This is a genomic window from Planococcus sp. RAB007_Raresut (genome assembly GCF_057369535.1).
The window spans coordinates 199,802-217,447 of the sequence record NZ_JBXYIF010000006.1; the positions used below are offsets into that span (position 1 = coordinate 199,802).

Annotated in this window: 17 protein-coding genes and 1 riboswitch; of the genes, 5 read left to right on the forward strand and 12 right to left on the reverse strand. The window is 44.5% G+C overall.

The annotated features are described in order from the left end of the window. Positions 1-51 precede the first annotated feature (51 nt). Positions 52-828 (reverse strand): Ltp family lipoprotein, encoded by a 777-nt coding sequence (locus AC2Q9J_RS13785; protein WP_499040803.1) that lies wholly within the window; start codon positions 826-828, stop codon positions 52-54. 200 nt (positions 829-1,028) lie between these two features. Continuing rightward, positions 1,029-1,133, forward strand: a riboswitch (SAM riboswitch). An 89-nt stretch (positions 1,134-1,222) separates the two neighbouring features. On the opposite strand from AC2Q9J_RS13785, the gene metC reads away from it, so the two are divergent. After that, on the forward strand, positions 1,223-2,395 hold the full coding sequence (gene metC / locus AC2Q9J_RS13790; protein WP_499040805.1) for a cystathionine beta-lyase: 1,173 nt from the start codon (positions 1,223-1,225) through the stop codon (positions 2,393-2,395). A gap of 45 nt (positions 2,396-2,440) precedes the next feature. After that, positions 2,441-3,568, forward strand: coding sequence for a 5-methyltetrahydropteroyltriglutamate--homocysteine S-methyltransferase (locus AC2Q9J_RS13795; protein WP_499040807.1), 1,128 nt, complete (start codon positions 2,441-2,443; stop codon positions 3,566-3,568). A gap of 408 nt (positions 3,569-3,976) precedes the next feature. Here AC2Q9J_RS13795 and AC2Q9J_RS13800 read toward each other — a convergent pair whose 3' ends face one another. After that, entirely contained in the window at positions 3,977-4,636 is a 660-nt protein-coding gene (locus AC2Q9J_RS13800) for a hypothetical protein (RefSeq protein ID WP_499040808.1), read from the reverse strand. 231 nt (positions 4,637-4,867) lie between these two features. Between AC2Q9J_RS13800 and AC2Q9J_RS13805 the strand changes: the two genes are divergently transcribed. After that, positions 4,868-5,728 carry a helix-turn-helix domain-containing protein gene (locus tag AC2Q9J_RS13805; RefSeq protein WP_499040810.1) on the forward strand — a complete coding sequence of 287 codons (861 nt, stop codon included), beginning with the start codon at positions 4,868-4,870 and terminating at the stop codon, positions 5,726-5,728. Between the two features lie 320 nt (positions 5,729-6,048). On the opposite strand, the gene ystJ is transcribed toward AC2Q9J_RS13805, so the two are convergent. Together ystJ and AC2Q9J_RS13815 are read right to left on the reverse strand one after the other, a co-directional pair. Next, a complete protein-coding gene (ystJ, locus tag AC2Q9J_RS13810; protein ID WP_499040812.1) occupies positions 6,049-7,263 on the reverse strand; it encodes an NADP-dependent malic enzyme in 1,215 nt (404 codons plus the stop codon). A gap of 201 nt (positions 7,264-7,464) precedes the next feature. Next, the gene (locus tag AC2Q9J_RS13815; protein ID WP_499040814.1) at positions 7,465-9,483 is read right to left on the reverse strand and encodes an alpha/beta fold hydrolase; all 2,019 of its coding nucleotides are present in this window, start codon (positions 9,481-9,483) and stop codon (positions 7,465-7,467) included. A 622-nt stretch (positions 9,484-10,105) separates the two neighbouring features. Between AC2Q9J_RS13815 and AC2Q9J_RS13820 the strand changes: the two genes are divergently transcribed. Next, positions 10,106-10,618 carry a site-2 protease family protein gene (locus AC2Q9J_RS13820; protein ID WP_499040815.1) on the forward strand — a complete coding sequence of 171 codons (513 nt, stop codon included), beginning with the start codon at positions 10,106-10,108 and terminating at the stop codon, positions 10,616-10,618. 54 nt (positions 10,619-10,672) lie between these two features. On the opposite strand, the gene AC2Q9J_RS13825 is transcribed toward AC2Q9J_RS13820, so the two are convergent. The 4 genes from AC2Q9J_RS13825 to yiaA form a co-directional block, all read right to left on the reverse strand. Beyond that, entirely contained in the window at positions 10,673-11,185 is a 513-nt protein-coding gene (locus tag AC2Q9J_RS13825) for a plastocyanin/azurin family copper-binding protein (RefSeq protein WP_341201149.1), read from the reverse strand. Positions 11,186-11,356: 171 nt separating this feature from the next. Continuing rightward, positions 11,357-12,322 (reverse strand): DMT family transporter, encoded by a 966-nt coding sequence (locus AC2Q9J_RS13830; RefSeq protein WP_499040818.1) that lies wholly within the window; start codon positions 12,320-12,322, stop codon positions 11,357-11,359. 68 nt (positions 12,323-12,390) lie between these two features. Then, a complete protein-coding gene (locus tag AC2Q9J_RS13835; protein WP_084242827.1) occupies positions 12,391-12,975 on the reverse strand; it encodes a hypothetical protein in 585 nt (194 codons plus the stop codon). 90 nt (positions 12,976-13,065) lie between these two features. Then, the gene (yiaA, locus tag AC2Q9J_RS13840) at positions 13,066-13,524 is read right to left on the reverse strand and encodes an inner membrane protein YiaA (RefSeq protein WP_084242828.1); all 459 of its coding nucleotides are present in this window, start codon (positions 13,522-13,524) and stop codon (positions 13,066-13,068) included. 200 nt (positions 13,525-13,724) lie between these two features. On the opposite strand from yiaA, the gene AC2Q9J_RS13845 reads away from it, so the two are divergent. Beyond that, positions 13,725-13,922 (forward strand): hypothetical protein, encoded by a 198-nt coding sequence (locus tag AC2Q9J_RS13845; protein ID WP_101803091.1) that lies wholly within the window; start codon positions 13,725-13,727, stop codon positions 13,920-13,922. A 107-nt stretch (positions 13,923-14,029) separates the two neighbouring features. Here AC2Q9J_RS13845 and AC2Q9J_RS13850 read toward each other — a convergent pair whose 3' ends face one another. The 4 genes from AC2Q9J_RS13850 to AC2Q9J_RS13865 all read right to left on the reverse strand — a co-directional run bounded on the left by AC2Q9J_RS13850 (position 14,030) and on the right by AC2Q9J_RS13865 (position 17,513). After that, positions 14,030-14,317 carry a hypothetical protein gene (locus AC2Q9J_RS13850; protein ID WP_281864029.1) on the reverse strand — a complete coding sequence of 96 codons (288 nt, stop codon included), beginning with the start codon at positions 14,315-14,317 and terminating at the stop codon, positions 14,030-14,032. Between the two features lie 115 nt (positions 14,318-14,432). Next, positions 14,433-15,644: a DUF1572 domain-containing protein gene (locus AC2Q9J_RS13855; RefSeq protein WP_499040821.1), complete on the reverse strand. Its 1,212-nt coding sequence runs from the start codon at positions 15,642-15,644 to the stop codon at positions 14,433-14,435. 316 nt (positions 15,645-15,960) lie between these two features. Beyond that, positions 15,961-16,671 (reverse strand): ABC transporter permease, encoded by a 711-nt coding sequence (locus tag AC2Q9J_RS13860; RefSeq protein WP_499040823.1) that lies wholly within the window; start codon positions 16,669-16,671, stop codon positions 15,961-15,963. Beyond that, a complete protein-coding gene (locus AC2Q9J_RS13865) occupies positions 16,668-17,513 on the reverse strand; it encodes an ABC transporter ATP-binding protein (protein ID WP_499040825.1) in 846 nt (281 codons plus the stop codon). The genes AC2Q9J_RS13860 and AC2Q9J_RS13865 overlap by 4 nt, the downstream gene beginning before the upstream one ends. Positions 17,514-17,646: the final 133 nt, after the last annotated feature.

Consider the following 17,646-nt stretch of genomic DNA (forward strand, 5'->3'; position numbering starts at 1 on the left):
GGGTGGGAGTAAGCAGATATAAGAAATTATGTTAAATCTGCATTTTTCATTTTATAATCCTGCAGCATCTACAGCAGCAGTGGCATCCGCATTGCTGAAGCCTTCATACAATAATTGATCAATCAAACCGGACCTTGAAAAAGCAGTATATTCAAGGTAGTCCCTGGCCATGATCACGGCTTGTGCGCTCCAGTCTGCATCGATTGCATCGACTGCGTATGTGGCATCTGCATTACTGAAACCTTCATACACCAGTTGCTCGATTAGCCCACTCCTAGAAAAAGCTGTGTACTCTAAATAATCTTCAGCCATTGCCACAGCTTGATTCTGTGAATTCGTGACTGCAGCAGCTGCTGCTTTTTCTTTAGCTTCTTCTTCAGCCTTAGCTTTTGCCGCTTCCTCAGCCTTCGCCTTTTCTTTCGCCTCGGCATCCGCCTTAGCCTTTGCCTCAGCATCGGCTTTTTCTTTAGCCGCAGCATCTTCTGCCGCTTTTTTAGCCTTTTCTTCATCTTCTTTTTTCTTCAACTCGGCTTCTTTCGCTTCGCGTTCCTTCTCTTCCAACAAAAAGAATGGCTCAGCTTCTTTCACTTTGGCTTCCAGTTCTTTTATTTTTGACGCTGATTCTTCATTAGCTGTTTCTAGTGTTTTAACTTTCTCAGCCAATTCTGCATTGCTAGCTTCAAGTTCTTCCTGCGCCTGTTGGCTGTCATTTGCTGAAGCATCTACATCAGACTGCGAAGGTCCGAAACTTGCTCCAATAATTAACGCGATCAATGCTACTAATATGTATCTCCATCTTCGTTTGACGAAAGCTGTTATTTTACCCATCTACTTTTTCCTTCTTTCTCAGTTTATCTGCCTTAATCATAATTTATTTAGGTCTAAATTCATATATATTTTTATAATAAACATGAGAAAATGCTTACATATTCTAAGTGAAATAAAAAAACTAAAATTGCCGCTTGCATTTATCTGAATCTTCCCTTATTGTTAACAACATCAACTAACAACTAAACTTAATAATCTATTTCTTATCAAGAGAGACGGAGGGATTTGGCCCTGTGATGTCTCAGCAACCTGCCCGCAATGGCAAAGGTGCTAATTCCAATAGGCGCGAGCCTAGAAGATGAGAAGAACAGATCTCTTTTGAGGGGCTTTCTTCTTTGTTGAAGAAAGCCCCTTTTCTATTGGAAAAGGAGCTCTGTCAAAGGAGGACTTAAAAATGACCGACCGCTTAGAAACGAAATTTATCCATTCCGCCGGTGTCGATTCGAAGACCGGCGCCGTCAATGTCCCGATTTACCTGTCGTCGACGTTCCACCAGCAAAGCATCGATGAGTTCGGCCCTTATGATTACAGCCGCTCCGGCAATCCGACGCGCCAGGCGCTGGAGGATACAATCGCAAAACTCGAGAACGGCACACGGGGATTCGCTTTCGCCTCAGGCATGGCCGCTATCTCGTCGGCTTTCATGCTGCTGGAATCCGGCGATCATGTATTGGTGTCAGAAGATGTGTATGGCGGCACTTACCGCTTCATCACGGAGGTGCTGGGTAAATTCGGAATCGATCATTCATTCGTCAATATGACGGACCTCGATGAAGTCGCGCGGGCTTTCAGGCCAAACACGAAAGTGATCTACATCGAGACCCCGTCCAATCCGGTGATGAACATAACCGATATCGAAATCGCCGCTAAACTCGCCAAAGCGAACGGTTGCCTGACGTTTGTCGACAACACCTTCATGACGCCGCTGTACCAGAATCCGCTCGACCTCGGCGCGGATCTCGTGCTGCACAGCGCGACGAAATTTCTTTCCGGACACAGCGATATCGTTGCTGGACTCGCCGTTACAAAAGACGCGGCACTCGGTGACCGTCTCGGCTTTATTCAAAATTCCTTCGGTTCGGTGCTAGGTGCACAGGATTCCTATTTATTGATCCAAGGAATCAAAACGCTCGGCGCGCGGCTCAAGCAGTCGAGCGAATCCGCACAGAAAATCGCCGAATTCCTGCATCGCCATCCGGTCGTTGAAGAAGTCTATTATCCGGGCTTCTCCTTCCATCCCGGCAATCCGATTCAGGAGCGGCAGGCAAGCGGCTACGGCGCCGTCCTGTCATTGCGGCTGCCGGACAAAAATTCGGCGCGCATCTTCAAGGACGCCTTGCGGATTCCGGTTTTCGCCGTCAGCCTCGGCGCTGTCGAAACGATTCTGTCCTATCCCGCAACCATGTCGCACGCGGCTATGCCTGAGGACGAACGCAAGAAACGCGGCATCACCGACGGCCTGTTCCGCTTCTCCGTCGGCCTCGAGCACATAGATGACCTGCTCGAAGATCTGGAGCAGGCGCTGGAGAAAGTCCGTGTTAAAAGCAAGTTAAGTATTGCGAACTAATCTTTACGCCAAATAAAAACTAAAAACAGAAAGCAGGAATTCCCCATGACAAACCCAATCACAGAAACAACGAAAACAACGGTAAAAGCACCTTTCAAGGCAGACCACGTCGGCAGCTTGCTGCGTCCGGAAAGCATTCATCAGGCAAGAAAAGACTTTAAAGAAGGCGTTATCACTGCAGAGCAATTACGCGAAATCGAAACAACAGAAATCGAGCGCATCGTCGACAAGCAAATCGAAGTCGGTTTGAAAGCTGTGACAGACGGCGAATTCCGACGCACGTTCTGGCATACCGATTTCATGGCTGGCATCAACGGCTTTGAAGGCTATACACCGGAACACGGCTATAAATTCAAACACGTTGAAACGGAAGCCTACGACGTCCGCAATGTCGGCAAAGTCTCATTCAATGAAAACCATCCTTTTATCCAGGATTTTATTGAATTCAAAGAGATTGTCGGCGACCGTGCCATTCCGAAGCTGACGATTCCGAGCCCGAACCAATTCTTCAATCAGGGCATCCGCGACGAAAGCATCTATCCGGACATCGAAGACTACGCGAAAGACGTCATCCAGGCTTACCGCGACGCTATTAAAACTTTCTATGACTTAGGCGCACGCTATATCCAGATTGACGACGTCTATATCGCCGGGCTGTCAGCGCCGGGCATCCCGTTCAACGACGGCAAGTATAATAGAGAGTTCCTGATCGACTTGGCGCTGCGTGTTGCAAATGGCGTACTTGAAGGCAAACCGGAAGATCTTGCGGTAACCACTCACCTGTGCCGCGGCAACTACCAGTCCGACTGGGCATTCGAAGGCAGCTACGCACTGATCGCACCGACCCTTTTCGCCAAAGAAAAAGTCGACGGCTTCTTCCTCGAATACGACGACGACCGCTCCGGCAGCTTCCAGCCGCTTGAGCACATTCCAGCTGGCGGCCCGCGCGTTGTTTTGGGCGTCTTCACTTCGAAAAACGGTGAACTTGAAGACAAGGAAGTTATTAAAGCACGCGTCGCGGAAGCCGCACAGTATGTGCCATTACAGCAGCTCTGTATCAGCCCGCAATGCGGTTTCGCGTCAACCCATCATGGCAATAAACTCACGGAAGAACAGCAATGGGAGAAGTTGCGTTATATTGTGGAAGTTTCTGAAGAGATATTTGGAGAGTGAAATAATGAGGAAGGCAAGCGCTGGTGGGCGCTTGCCTTTTTAATTTCAGTTATGAATGATTCAGGTTATCTATAAATGTTTAGCAGCTTATAAATACAAAAACCGTTACTGATTTTGAAGTTAGTCATCAATTTATATCAGCATCATTCCAGACACAACCAATCCTATTGTACCGAACAGCAAATATAAATAACCAAGAATAAAACTGTTCGTATTCTTTGATTTTTTGAATTTTAAATAATACAGTCCAAATGAAATAATGAATAGGCTTATTAAGCTAAATATAAGTTCAATTACATACAATTAGGTTCACCTATCCTATAAGAAATTCTTAGTTTGAATCTTGACGCCAAATTAAAAATTAAAGGATAGTTAAGCCGGAAAATCCTATCCAATCTCAAATCGTCCTTATTCATATTCATACTTTTCATTATAAGTTGCAATCCACTCCATATCGATTGGCCCATTAATCACTGAATAATAATCACCGTCACTGTAAAGAACCAATCGGCTTTCATAAATAGAGGTCATAACAATGTCGTTCTTTTTGAAAACAGTCAGCGTGAATCCGATCTCTTTAGAAACATCACTGTTCCATTCCCGTTCATTTATTTTCTTGACACTATAATGGCTCAAGAAATCAACCAGTTCCTTTGCCGCGTCATCCTTTTTGGTTTGCCACACATTGGAATTTCCATCCAAATGAAATTCTAATGATTCTACATTAGCCAAATCAAGATTTAATGCATTATTTAAATTCTTTTCGCCATATTCGCTATATACCGTTATGGACAATAATGCAAAAGGAATTGCAATTATTATTCCCAACGATAATTTGAATAACCTTTTTTTATGTAAATCTTGTTCTGCAGTAAACTTTGTAATAATAGCTGCCACATAAGCAGTAAATGGGATAATTGCGACAAAAAATAGCAAACCACTGATGATGATTCCGATAAATGAATTCCACAGATAAAATTTGTCAGCCAAAAAATATCCCATGTATGAAATTATAAATAACAGTACTATAAAGAATATCCAGAAATACCCGTTTCTATTCTTATGCATGGAATCATCTCCTGTTTACTCTATTGGATTTTGCTGAGGTAATTATAGAAACCAGAAAGCTCTTTGCTATAAAAATATTGTTTTTGTAAAGTTTCTCTTATCCTCCACCAATAAACCAGATATCCATTATCATAATTATCAAATCCATGCTGTTCACCACCTTTAATTAACATTACAATTAATTACAAAGATTCCAACAAAATATTCTTAAAAGAAACTCTTGGAGGTACTATGCAGAATTATGGCAATGCTATTAAAAGAATTAGAAAAAGCAGAGGGTTATCTCAAAAATATGTTGGACAAGGAATTCTATCGCAAGCAGCCTTTTCGAAATTTGAAGCTGGTTTAACTACTATTCATTCAACTGCATTTTTTCAGATACTTGATCGTTTGAGCATGTCCTTTGAAGAATTCGAATACATTATCAATGATTTTGAATTTCCTCAACCCAAAAACATCATTAATAAATTTTTCAAAACCTCTTATAATAGTGCTGAGGATTTAAAAAATATAATTGCAGAAATAGATACCTTTCTTGATAAGCAACAGAATATAGACCTTGAAAATATTAAAATTATCTGCACTGCGTTAATTAGTCTTAATCAGAATAAGGATATCCTGCAGGCAAGAAGTTATGTCGAACCTATATGGATAAAACTGTCAAAAGTTGATCAATGGTATCTTACAGATATTCGTATAATCCATTCCATTCTCTATTTTTTCCCGAACGATATTGCTATTGAAATGGCAACTACTCTTCTTTCGAGAATTTACAATTACAAAGATTTTCAGGATTCACATCGACTTGTTACTACATTAAAGCTCAATCTTTCATTGCTGTTAATCAAGGAAAAGGACTTTAAAACTGCATTAAATGTATTGGAAGGCATACTCAATAAGCATAAAATGGCAATGACTCAACAGAGTTTATCTGTTTTATTTATCCGTATTGCAATATGCAGGAAAATGCTTCAATTAGGAAAAGAAGATGAGTATTTAGAGCAAACCGCTCAGTTATTGAAAATTTATGATCAAGAGGAATTTCTTGAACAAGTAATGAAAGACTATAAGTATTATACAAATCTGCAATAGTAATCTTTGCCTCCTTGGAAAATCACTATCAATTTAAAAAGACAAAAGTATACAAATAGAAAAGGCAAGCGCAGGAGATGCGCTTGCCTTTTTGTGTATAGAGTTTTATCGTCGATTTTTTGGTGTTTATCGTTGATTTTTGAAGGTTTATCGTCGATTTTATTCCTTTTATCGTCGATTTTCATTTTATCAGCGTTTTTCTTTGGTTTATCAGCGATTTTTGGACTTTTATCAGCGATTTTTTCCGGTTTATCAGCGATTTTTCACCGTTTATCAGCGATTCTCCCAAATTCACTCACAAACACCCTCACACACTCCCTCTATTTCTCTGAAAACACTTCCACCTTCTCAACCACAGCCTTCCTCGCCACACCCGTCTCGACAGCTGCCCGCGCTACAGCTTCAGCAACGGCTGGTGCAACCCGCGGATCGAAAGGCGCCGGGATGACATAATCGTCGTGAAGCGCATCTTCTTCCAGCAAACCGGCAATCGCTCTAACGGCGGCAATTTTCATCGCTTCATTGATATCACTCGCTCGCACGTCAAGCGCCCCGCGGAAAATCCCGGGAAACGCGAGGACGTTATTGACTTGATTGGGGAAATCAGAACGGCCGGTGCCAACAACACGCGCACCAGCTTCTTTCGCCAGATGCGGCAGAATCTCCGGATTCGGATTGGCCATCGCGAAAATAATCGGCTCGGCATTCATAGACCGGATCATGTCCTGCGACAGCGCCCCTTCAGCCGACACACCGATAAAGACATCAGCTCCCTGGATCACATCTGCCAGCTGGCCATCCTCTTTATTAAAATTGGTGATCTCCGCAACCAGCGCTTTGTATGGATTCATGCCGTTCGGACGGCCTTCATAAATCGCGCCTTTTGTATCACACATAATGATATTCGGAAAACCGTAGCCACTCAGCAGCTTCACCACCGCGATTCCGGCGGCGCCTGCCCCGTTGACGACCACTTTCGTTTCCTCCACGGAACGATCCGTTAATTTCAGCGCATTGATCAAACCGGCCAGCGTGACAATCGCCGTGCCGTGCTGATCGTCGTGGAACACCGGAATGTCCATTTCCTGACGCAGCCGTTCTTCGACAATAAAACACTCGGGAGCTTTGATGTCTTCCAGGTTCACGCCGCCAAATCCTGGCTCCAGCAATTTCACTGTCCGAATAATTTCTTCCGGGTCTTCCGTCTTCAAAGCGATGGGAAACGCATCCACACCGGCAAAACTCTTCAGCAGCGCCGCTTTCCCTTCCATGACCGGCATCGAAGCATCCGGTCCGATATTGCCAAGGCCAAGCACCGCCGTGCCATTCGTCAGCACAGCGACCGTATTGCCTTTCATCGTGTAATCGTAAGCTGCCGCTTTATCCCGTTCAATCTCCTTACACGGTTCCGCGACGCCGGGAGAGTAAGCCAAACTCAAATCATACTCGTTCCGCAAAGCGACTTTTGAAACAATCTCCAGTTTCCCTTGATGGTCCCGGTGCATTTGCAGCGCTTCCTGTCTCAATTTCATCATCGCTTCCACTCCCTATTCCATAATTGTTCATTATAAAGAAATAAGGAAGGATTAGAAGTGTTTCAACTTAAATTAAAGAATATTCAGACTTTTGTATGAGAAGAATTGAATCGAATACCAAGATGTCGACTTCTTTCACTTTATTCAAAATAAAAAAGGCTCAGGATTAAGTTCATCCTGAGCCCTCTTCTCGTTATACGATTAGAGGATCGTATAAAGAACCGTATTTGCTAAAGTAATCAGCGTTATTAGAATCGTATTCAGGAATGCCCCTACATAGACATTTCCAGTTTTTCTGAAAAAGTAACGATTGTAAACTGCTGCTACCAAAAGGATCGGCACAAGCCCGATTACAATAATCGATGATAATGACTCTGCAGGATAGCCGCCTGTCCCTGTAATGAACAATAAGCCATAATGATAGATCAGATATAGGATCAGTCCACCGATAAAGTGGAGAATGGATATGCCGTATCCTTTCCATCCATCATAAAAACTGCTGGCTGTATTGACATTGACTGAGATACCCACGATGAAAAAGTAGATGAAGAATAATGGTGCATAGCGTAAAAGTGCCCATAAATGCTGTTCTTCAAATGTTTTTACTGCTACTGTCCATAGACGGAAATCGACTTGGAAAATTGCATCCACTAAATAGAGGACCGCATAGCCGATAACGACAGCAAGGACAGCGGTAACAAAAGCCGAGATGATCGTTTTGATGTTAGCACGCAATCCATAATTTGCAAAACGTGCTCCTTCCGCTTTTTTCGAAACAAAGTGATAACCAACCAAAATTATCAACGTCACGATCGCAACATTGATCGCCCAGAAGAGAATTGGATTGACAGTAGCTCCGCCAAACCATTCTGTAGTCGCAAAGAATCGCTCCTGCTGACGGAGGAAAATATATTGTACGATGCTCAGGCCAAGAATTAGCCCGGAGCCCATTTTTACTGACCTGGCGGAATTTTTTACAAAGCTGAACAATAAAATCAGGGCAGACAATGCAATGGTGATCATGCTGATCTGACGCAGCAAGGTCATCCCTGTTTCATTGGCGCTGTATAATGCCGTAAAGAATAGAGCCGGATAAAGAGCTCCCACAATAAGCAGTATATAACCAGCGAGTTTCGCACCATCTGATTTCGGTGCAGAAAGCGCTGCCGGACGCTCTGTGTAAACCCAATTGAAGAATGGCAGTTTCGTCAATAAGCTGATAACCGGAATGAACAGGAGGAAGAAGCCTATTAAAGCCACAAATGAAAACCATTCTTTCCACATCCACGTTTGTCCATCTTCTCCGATTGCCACTAAATTACCGTAATCCGAAAAAGCTGTATCATAGAAATCGATTGCATATTCAGTAGATTGCTGTGAAAAATGATTCCATGGATGTGTTTCGTTAGGCTGGTAAATAATTCGTTGGCCGCCGTCCACTTCATAGAATTCCCCAGCTTGCGCTGATTCAAGTCCGCCTAAAAACCCAAGGCCTTCAGCTGTGCTGACGTAGTCTTTCTTGACGACAGACTGGCCTGCCGCAGCTGCTTCTGCATTAAAGAAAAATTCATCATAAACGCCTGCAATTTTTCCTGATGGACGCGGACCATAGGAAGCATTGATTTGTTCGTCCGTGTAACCAAGTGTTTTCACCCACTGATAATCAGAACCCATCGTCAAGGAACTTTGAATTTTGCGGATACCTGATTCCTGGAAATCAACTTCATCCAACATCACTGCGTGCGTTGAAGAGAAGCCTCCCATGGAGTGTCCGGAAACAGCAATAATCCCATTTCCTTCATCATCTTTCAAAACATAATCCTGTTCATACATGTACTGTACCGCATCGTACATAGCTTGCGGCCAGAAAGAGAAGAACGGAATCGGCTTCTCCATCGTTCCGGTTGAATGTCCATGATCATACATATCCAAAGCCAGGACTACATAACCCCGCTTGGACATTTCGATGGCTTGAGCATCCTGCATTTCACCTGAGTTCAAATAACCGTGCGTGGCGATGATTGTCGGTCTTGCCTCTTCGTCTGCCCCTTCTGGTTTATAAAGTAAACCCGACAGCTCTCCCCGCTCAGTGTCAAAATAAATACGGGACACATCTACATCCCCGCCGGCGCTGTTAAAGCTGGCAGCAACTGCACTGCCGATACCAATAAGCAATAATGCAACTATCAATAAAATCAATGGCCTTTTCAAATTCTTCATGATTATCCTCCTTGTTATGTAAATCTCTTTATTTATTGACTCCTTACGATTTCCGGATTTGTTCCCCCTTTTTATGTATGCCGTTAGCTCAAAAACATAAAAAGACACATCAAATACCTTTGGGGCATGCCCAAAGTAATTAATGTGTCTCCAAATCTCCTCACGAGCTATTAACATATGCCCAGTATAATTTTATATGAAAGCGTTGTCAATTTAATTTTGCTAAATTTACTAATTATTTTTACTTCTTACCCAGCAGCTCTAAACTTGTCTGCCTTCATAGATTGAGATATTTCTAACCACGGAGGCTAGATTGTCGTAATTGGCAAATAAAAAACGCAACACCTGAAGAATTTACTCTTCAGACCCAGCAGCAGCGGCCAAAGTGAACAAAAGAAACAGCCAACTGAATTTTTCCCTTCTTTTATACATTTCAGCTAACAGTGGGCATCTTCCTTTCTTCCAAACAAAAATCCTCTTTATTCAAGGGTACCATTGATTTCATGATACTGCTGTCAAATTTGGATAAAAATTACTTTAGTGAAATGAAACTTCTCTATGCCTTACTCCGTATTAAAGAAAAGGAATTTTTACACATTGGGAGATGGAAGGGTGCATTTATATGTTTGTTTTAGAAGTGGTTACAGTGCTATTCGTTATGAATGCAGTACTTTTCATTCATGAAATTGGCCATGCAATACCAGTGCTTCTGCGCAATAAGAAAGCGAGAGTAGAAATCTATCTGGGTCCGAGAAATAAAGAACAGAAACTGGAGCTGCGTCTTGGGAGGCTGACATGTTATCTGACCATTGCCTTTTCAGGACTGTGTCGTGTCGCGAATTCGGATGAATTGCCGTCCGCGACTTCTAAACAAAATCTCTTATTTAGTGTATGCGGGCCCTTCGCTTCGTTAATTGCCTTTATTTTATTCTTGTATCTCTCTTCTATCATTTCCGGTATTCCCGGGAACATTTTTAACAGCGCAGCATTCATGAGTTTTTCAGTATTTTTATTTACCGCTATTCCCATAACCTACCCTTCATTCTTCAAAAACCTAGGTGGACACAAGTCTGATGGTTGGTATATTTTAAAGAATATCAAAGAAATAAAAAATCAGGCGAAAACAATTGCATAAAAGCAAAAAGGACTTTCGCAATTTCCGGAAGTCCTTTTGCCATTGTGCAATCACTTATTCGAAAGCGACATTATGTTGTGCTAAATCCTGATTCGTCCACGTGATCGTTGTACCAGGTGCAACGGTAATCGTCTCTTCACTGAATTCATAATCAGCGATGTCCAAAGCCACTTCCCCTGAATTTTCTGCTCCTTCTTCAACTATGACAGTCATTTTCATAACAGGATGTGGCTCACAGAAAATTGAAAACTCGCCTGTCTGATTGAAAACGAAACTGGTGCTGTCCCCTTCCGACAGGAGTTCAGAGGCTTCTCCGCTCATGGCTTCAGGAGCATCTGTTGCTGCAGGTGCCTCTTCTTCAGCTTTCTCTTCTTCAGCTTCCTCATTTTCTTCAACAGCATCTGTATCTTCTTCGTTCGCTGCTTCTTCTGTACTCTCTTCCTGCTCTGCAACCGGCATCTCTTCAGCAACATCATTTTGCTCTTCGCTTGCCTGATTGCCATCATTTCCGCAAGCCGACAAAATCAAAGCGCCACCCGCTAATAGTAATCCCAACTTTTTATTCATGATTAGTATGCCTCCTTTTCGTTCTTTTCAACTAAACGCTGAAAGAAGAAATTTAGATCATATTCCATGAATATCCGTAAAATTACTGACACTTATCAAACAATGTTTTTGACTGAAAATGAAAAAGGCAAGCCCAAAGGATGAACTGACCAGGCAATTTCGCCTGATCACCTACACGACCTGCTTAACATACCTTTCCGCCTTCACCCCCGAAACATAGCTGTGCAAAATCATTCCCAGGATCACAACGACGATGCCGAGCCACGACATCGGTGATGGGAACAAGATGGACAGAAACAGCAGCTCACCCGCTAAGGCGAACAGGACTTCCATCGACTGCGTGGCTTCGACGGCAGCGAGCTTCGGCATGCTGCCCCTTACCATATCGGTCGCCATGAAAAATAGGACCGTGGCGATGACGCCAGAGAAAATGGCCACCAATAGCGATTGAAAAGCCTGGCTGCCGCTTGGCATGCCGACGGTGAAAATGCCGAATGCTGAAAGCAGGAACCAGAGAGGCAGACTGGCAATCGTCATGCCGAGCACCCGTTGGTACGCGTCCAGCCGGCCTTCGCACACTTCCATCATTTTTCGGTTGCCGAGCGGATAGGCAAATGAGGCGATGAGAATCGGAACGATTCCGTACAGGACGTTTTCCAATGACAATTGCTTGGCGTGCTCCATTTGCATGAGCGCAACGCCGAGCAGGATGATGAGCGACATGAGCAGCCCTTTGACCGGAATCTTCCCTCTTACTTTCCGTGTGCCGTCCGGTGTATGTATGGTTGTGAAAAATAATGGCGCGAGCAAGGCGCCGGAAACAATCGTGATCTGCCACGTTCCCGCAATCAGCCAGCCTGGTGAATAGGCCGCGGCAAAACAGAGAGGCGCATAGAACAAGCCGAATCCGACAAAGCTCCACAACAGCCATTTACCCGGCTGCTTTTTCATTTCACTGAAAACCGGCCGCAAATTTTTCCGCATGAGCACGATGGCGACCAAAAACGGCACCATGAAAAAATAGCGGAGCGATGCACTCCAGATCCAACTGCCTCCGGTGGCTTCCATCGACGCATTCAGGACAAATGTAAATGCGAAAAAGAAAGCTGAAAAGACTCCGATGATGATTGGCCGCAAGTGACTCCCTCCCGTTCCCATCTGTAAATCGCCAAGATGTTCTTTCTATAGTAATAGAACTTCCGATTTTATTCCATAACCGAATTTCCACTGATTTTAAAGTCGAATCCAGCACGCGTAAAAGTGTAGCTGGCTCTTTTGCCTTCTGCGCCGATCACTAAATCATAGGCATGATATCTGCGTTTAAATTCGAGAATTTCCAAGTCTTCGACTCCGTCCGGACGCGAATTGACGCCATATAAACCCATCGCGTAGGCAGACTCTTTCACCGCAATTTCTTCCGCTTTTGCACGCAATTCGCTCTCGTCAAGATCCAACTCGGCCAACTCGAACAACTGCTCGACTTTCTCCAGACCCGCCGCTTTCAAATACTGCTCCGAATAAAAATGGGAAGCAAACATTTGGTAAGCGAAAAACAATGACATCAAAAGGATTGCTGCAGATTGGATCGGAAATTCATACCGGCTTTCTGAAATGATGCGATCCAGTTTGAGCGCTGCCCAGATTGCACCGATAATTGCCACGATGAAAACGAGGGAGCCGGTAATGGAATGCAAAAATAGAGAGCTGACCAAATAACTGTATTTCATGAACAGGTAAAATATTGTACCGGCTCCCATCAGGATAAAAGCCGTCCTAATCGAATTCCTCAAAAAATCCTGCCTCCTTCCAGATAGAACAAAACGCCCGGCACGGACCGGACGCTTCTTCTGCTCTTATCGGATTTCAGCCGAAAGATCTGCTTAATCTTCCATGCTATTCGCTTCTTCGGTATCCCTTACGTTCTTCTGCACAGTCACCACAGCGAACAAACTCAGCACAAACGAAATGCCGTAAAAGCCTTTTTCACTCAAATCGATGCTGCCTGCGTTGAACAAGCCGATCGCCATGAGCGCAATCGCCGAAATCAGCGCGAACCAGCTGATGCCGTAGTAGAGGTTCGTGACTTTCATTCCTTCGTCGCGGTCGCGGACAGCTTTTTGGAGCGATACCGCCGAATAGAGCCCGAGAATCAGCAACACGATGTAATAGCCTTTTTCGTTCAATTCCATGCCTGCATTATACAAACCGATCAAATATGACGAAACGCCGATCAGCAAAGCTCCCCAGGCCGCCCCTTTGAACGCACCCGTCGGTTCACCCAGCCTGCGCTTCTCCGCCGGTTTCTTCACGAACACATCTTCTTCTCTTTCCCCCAACATACATCCAGCCCCTGTCTTTTCATAATGCATATCTTTATTCTAATAAAATTCATTATTACGATTATTCTACCATATGGATATGCCTTTAGAACGGCTGCGGAAAGGAAAATTTTTGCAAGCGGGAATACGGCGATTTCTGAACGTTTACCCTCACACTTACCGGGAATATGAATAAAAAACACCAGAAAGGAGCGGTTCAAATGAGCGATCATAAATCATCCGAACACAATAAAAACGTCGATAAAATGAAGGAACTCCTGGACGAAAAGAATCAGGAAACTTCACAAAAACAGGATTTCGATCAGCAGGAGCAAAAGAATCAGTCGCTTAAAGATCGGGCACGGATTCCAGATGAAAACAATAAATTGACCAATGCAGATAATAACCGGAACCCTTAATCTCCAATTTAAGACAGCCAGCAAATCCCATTGGGGTTAGCTGGCTGTTTTTATTGGCATGGAAATCTAAAAAACCGCATCCGCCAAAAAGGCGGATGCGGTTCGGATCAGTTATTCCAGTTTTCGTTAGCTTCGAGTTCACGGTGGGTCTGCGGATAGCCGATTGAAACCCATTCCGCGCGGTAGGCTGAATCCAATTCGCTGAGGCCTCTTTCGGCCGGATCAACATCGGCATTTGCACTTTCTCTCAAGTCTGCATCGTCGCTGTTGCGCAGGTCATGATCTTCATATACCCAATACGTATTTTGACGTTTATTGTAAGTTTTAACTAGCATGAACAGGCTGGCTGCAGTTGCGCCGGTATAAATGATCAATTCCAATGTATCTTTTCTCATAAAATCTCCTCCTAAGCGGCAAATGGTGTTTCGGTGTTATCCTGTGTTTTCCCGTTTGGCGAAAATTTAATCTTGTCAAATGGATGACAAGTGTTTCAAATAAACCAATATGAAGTTATTTCGGCACATACGCATAGACTTTCTCATCCTCCGCCAGCTCCACCAGCATCTCGGATGGAACTTCCTGCTCTTTGGATTTTTGCTGGCTGATCCGCAGCGGAGCCACTTCTTTCAGGCTCTCCAGATTCCGGTATTTCAGCGCTTTTACACCGAAATTCAATTTCACTTTATAATTTTCTTCGATCTTTCCGACTTTATTTTCAATGATGCCGACAATGTAATTATTTTCGGCAATCACATCGTTCAGTGTATCGGACTTCACGGTCGTGCCCTCGTAATTCCGCACGGTGGCCAGGTACGGTGCATAACATTCTTCGATGAATTTGATATTCAGCAGCACCAGCTCCTGCTTGCTGTTGAAGGCGTCGATCAGCTTACGATAATCCTTGATGACAGCGGCTTCGCCCCATTTGCGGATCGTTTCATGCTCCTTTAAACGGTCGATGCTGTCGCCGATGCCTTTCAAATCTTTGTTCAATACCTTCAAATCCTGCAGCGCATCCGTGTAGAAATCCTCAATCTTCTGATCCTCCACTCCGCCCAGCATGATGCCGTTGGTCCGGAAGCGTCCAATGATTTCGCTGAAATAAATAAAACGGGATTCGGTCCTGCCAAAAAAATCGTTGTCGCGGTGCTGGATGAGCGTATCCAATTTTTCACCCATATTCTTCAGCGAACTTTGGATCTCCATCAATTGCTGCTGGCCGACCACCGCCGTCAGCAGATTCGCGCTCGCCTGCACGACGAGCGCCGGATTGGCGTGCTTCACCAGCGTCGCCTGCTTGTAGATGCCTGCCGCGCCTTCTTTCTTCACCGCCGGCAGAAATCCCTTGCCGTCTGTTTTTTGAATCAGCGTCATGCTTTTATCCTTCAATCCCTTTACCACTTCCGGACTGAATTCCACCTTATACGTTTGGCGGTCGCGAACAACCGCCGCTCCCGCTGATAATGTTTTCAGGATATCGGCTTTCAAAATGGCGGGGATTTCGATTTTTCGATATCCGCTTTTCACGTCCTCTTCGTTTTCCACTTCCGACACGCGCGGCATAAATTCGGCGTATGGGTCAGATTCGGGTTCAATCTCGACGACGGGTTCTGCTTCACCAACCTGGTCGTCCACAGACTTTCTGCTATTGAAATAAACCAGCAGCCCAACTCCCGCAATCAATAAAATCGCTGCAATTAAAAGTATTATTTCTAAAGTCATGTTCTCATCTCTTTCTAATAATGGTTTTAGATAACCATACCCGATTTTATAACATGGAAGCTCAAAATCAGAGCCCGACCTGACGGGATCCGCCAGGTCGGGCTCTTGCATTTTGTGATGTGGAATTTTATCGTCGATTTTTTGGGGTTTATCGTCGATTTTTTGGGGTTTATCGTCGATTTTTGATGGTTTATCGTCGATTTTTGATGGTTTATCAGCGATTTTTGGAGTTTTATCAGCGATTTTTCACCGTTTATCAGCGATTTTTCACCGTTTATCAGCGATTCTTAAAAAATCGGCAGAATCCGCTGCTTTATTAATAATCCATCAAGCGCTTCTTATACAAAACGAATGAAATAATCGTCACCACAACTGCCCATATGGAAATAATTACAAGCGGCATATACAACTCCGCACCAGAAGCACCCAATTCCATACTTGTCAGCAGCTCGCTCAACTGGCTGCTCGGCAAATAATTCAGCACGCCCAGGAACGGGTAGTCATCTTCAAATACCAACGCAAAAGGTCCCATCGTAAAGATAATCAATACAGGGAACACCGAGAGTGACGCTTCGATCAGCGATTTGGAATACAAGCCGCAAATGGTGCCGATCGCCGTATAGAGCAAAATGGAAATTCCCAAAGCAGCCACCAGCATGAAGCCATTCGATGTCTCATAGCCGAACAGATAAGTCGAAGCTGCCAGCACTAACGCTGAAATGATGAAGACCAGCGAGCTTTTGCCGATCAGCACATCCAGCATGGAGGCCGGCGTCATCATCAGCGAACGCAATGTGCTGCGCTCTTTCTCCTCCGCGATCAAACAAGCCTGGACGAAACTCGTGAGCATCGCCAGTGAAAAATTCATGACAAACGCATACATCGCAGCTTGTTCGCCGCTGTCCGAGCGGTAAATCAAAGCGAATAGCAGCGGAAACAGGATCATCACTGAAATCGCATAGTTTCTTGAAAATTCTTTATAGTCTTTGATTAAGATGGCTTGGATTCGTTTTAATGACACGTTCATACCAATTCACTCCCCGTTAATTTAATGAAAATATCGCCGAGACTCAGCTCGTTTGTGTACATGCGATCGATCTGCCCCGTAGTCATCCAGTTGGCAATCGATGCCGCAGCGTCCTCATTCATAGCGAGGCGCTCGGTTTTTCCGGAAGTCAGTTCCACCGTCAGCGTACCGTCGCGGTGCGTCTTTTTCAGTTCAGCCGGTGCGCCGATTGCGCGGATTTCCCCTTTATGCAAAATCGCCACACGTTCACACAATGATTCAGCCTCAGTCATGTCATGCGTCGTCAAAAAGATCGTCGTCCCTTTTTCATTTAAATAACGCAATCCTTTATGGATATGGACGGTATTCACCGGATCGAGCGCGGAAGTCGGTTCATCCAAAAACAGCAGCTCCGGCTCATGGATGATGGCGCAAGCCAAGGTGACGCGCTGGCGCATCCCTTTCGACAAAACGCTGACACGTTTCTTGCGGTCGGCATTCAAATTAACGAAATTAAGCACTTTATCAATGGATGATTTCGGCAAATCGTACAGCCGGCGAAACACATCCAGGTTTTCTTCAATCGTTAATCGTTCGTATAGTCCGCTGGTATCGGTCAGAATTCCGAAACGCTGTTTCTGTTCGGACTTCTGCATCAATTTTGCCGGCTTTCCTAATACGACTGCACCCCCGCTCGTCGGATCGAGCTGAGCCGTCAAGATTTTCAGCAGAGTCGTCTTACCCGAACCGCTTGGCCCCAGAAAGCCGAAAATCTCTCCTTTCGGGATGTCGAATGAGACATCTTTTAATGCCTGGTTTGATGCAAATGCCTTTTGAATGTTTTGGACGGAAATGATATTCATGTGCGCCACTCCTTTTCGTTGATAGCCTAAGCTTATAAAGAAAAAGGATTGGTGACCGCTGAATGGGGCTAAAATGTACCATTTTACAGCCGAACTGTACCCTAAAAGCGCCAATCCGACCGATTATTTCCCG

Coding starts and splice junctions, on each gene's coding strand:
- yiaA (WP_084242828.1), bottom strand. CDS start 13,524: ATGTTGGGGGAAAGAGAAGAAGATGTGTTCGTGAAGAAACCGGCGGAG.
- AC2Q9J_RS13850 (WP_281864029.1), bottom strand. CDS start 14,317: ATGAGAAAAGATACATTGGAATTGATCATTTATACCGGCGCAACTGCA.
- AC2Q9J_RS13845 (WP_101803091.1), top strand. CDS start 13,725: ATGAGCGATCATAAATCATCCGAACACAATAAAAACGTCGATAAAATG.
- AC2Q9J_RS13865 (WP_499040825.1), bottom strand. CDS start 17,513: ATGAATATCATTTCCGTCCAAAACATTCAAAAGGCATTTGCATCAAAC.
- AC2Q9J_RS13855 (WP_499040821.1), bottom strand. CDS start 15,644: ATGACTTTAGAAATAATACTTTTAATTGCAGCGATTTTATTGATTGCG.
- AC2Q9J_RS13860 (WP_499040823.1), bottom strand. CDS start 16,671: ATGAACGTGTCATTAAAACGAATCCAAGCCATCTTAATCAAAGACTAT.
- AC2Q9J_RS13825 (WP_341201149.1), bottom strand. CDS start 11,185: ATGAATAAAAAGTTGGGATTACTATTAGCGGGTGGCGCTTTGATTTTG.
- AC2Q9J_RS13800 (WP_499040808.1), bottom strand. CDS start 4,636: ATGCATAAGAATAGAAACGGGTATTTCTGGATATTCTTTATAGTACTG.
- AC2Q9J_RS13805 (WP_499040810.1), top strand. CDS start 4,868: ATGCAGAATTATGGCAATGCTATTAAAAGAATTAGAAAAAGCAGAGGG.
- AC2Q9J_RS13785 (WP_499040803.1), bottom strand. CDS start 828: ATGGGTAAAATAACAGCTTTCGTCAAACGAAGATGGAGATACATATTA.
- AC2Q9J_RS13815 (WP_499040814.1), bottom strand. CDS start 9,483: ATGAAGAATTTGAAAAGGCCATTGATTTTATTGATAGTTGCATTATTG.
- metC (WP_499040805.1), top strand. CDS start 1,223: ATGACCGACCGCTTAGAAACGAAATTTATCCATTCCGCCGGTGTCGAT.
- AC2Q9J_RS13820 (WP_499040815.1), top strand. CDS start 10,106: ATGTTTGTTTTAGAAGTGGTTACAGTGCTATTCGTTATGAATGCAGTA.
- AC2Q9J_RS13795 (WP_499040807.1), top strand. CDS start 2,441: ATGACAAACCCAATCACAGAAACAACGAAAACAACGGTAAAAGCACCT.
- ystJ (WP_499040812.1), bottom strand. CDS start 7,263: ATGATGAAATTGAGACAGGAAGCGCTGCAAATGCACCGGGACCATCAA.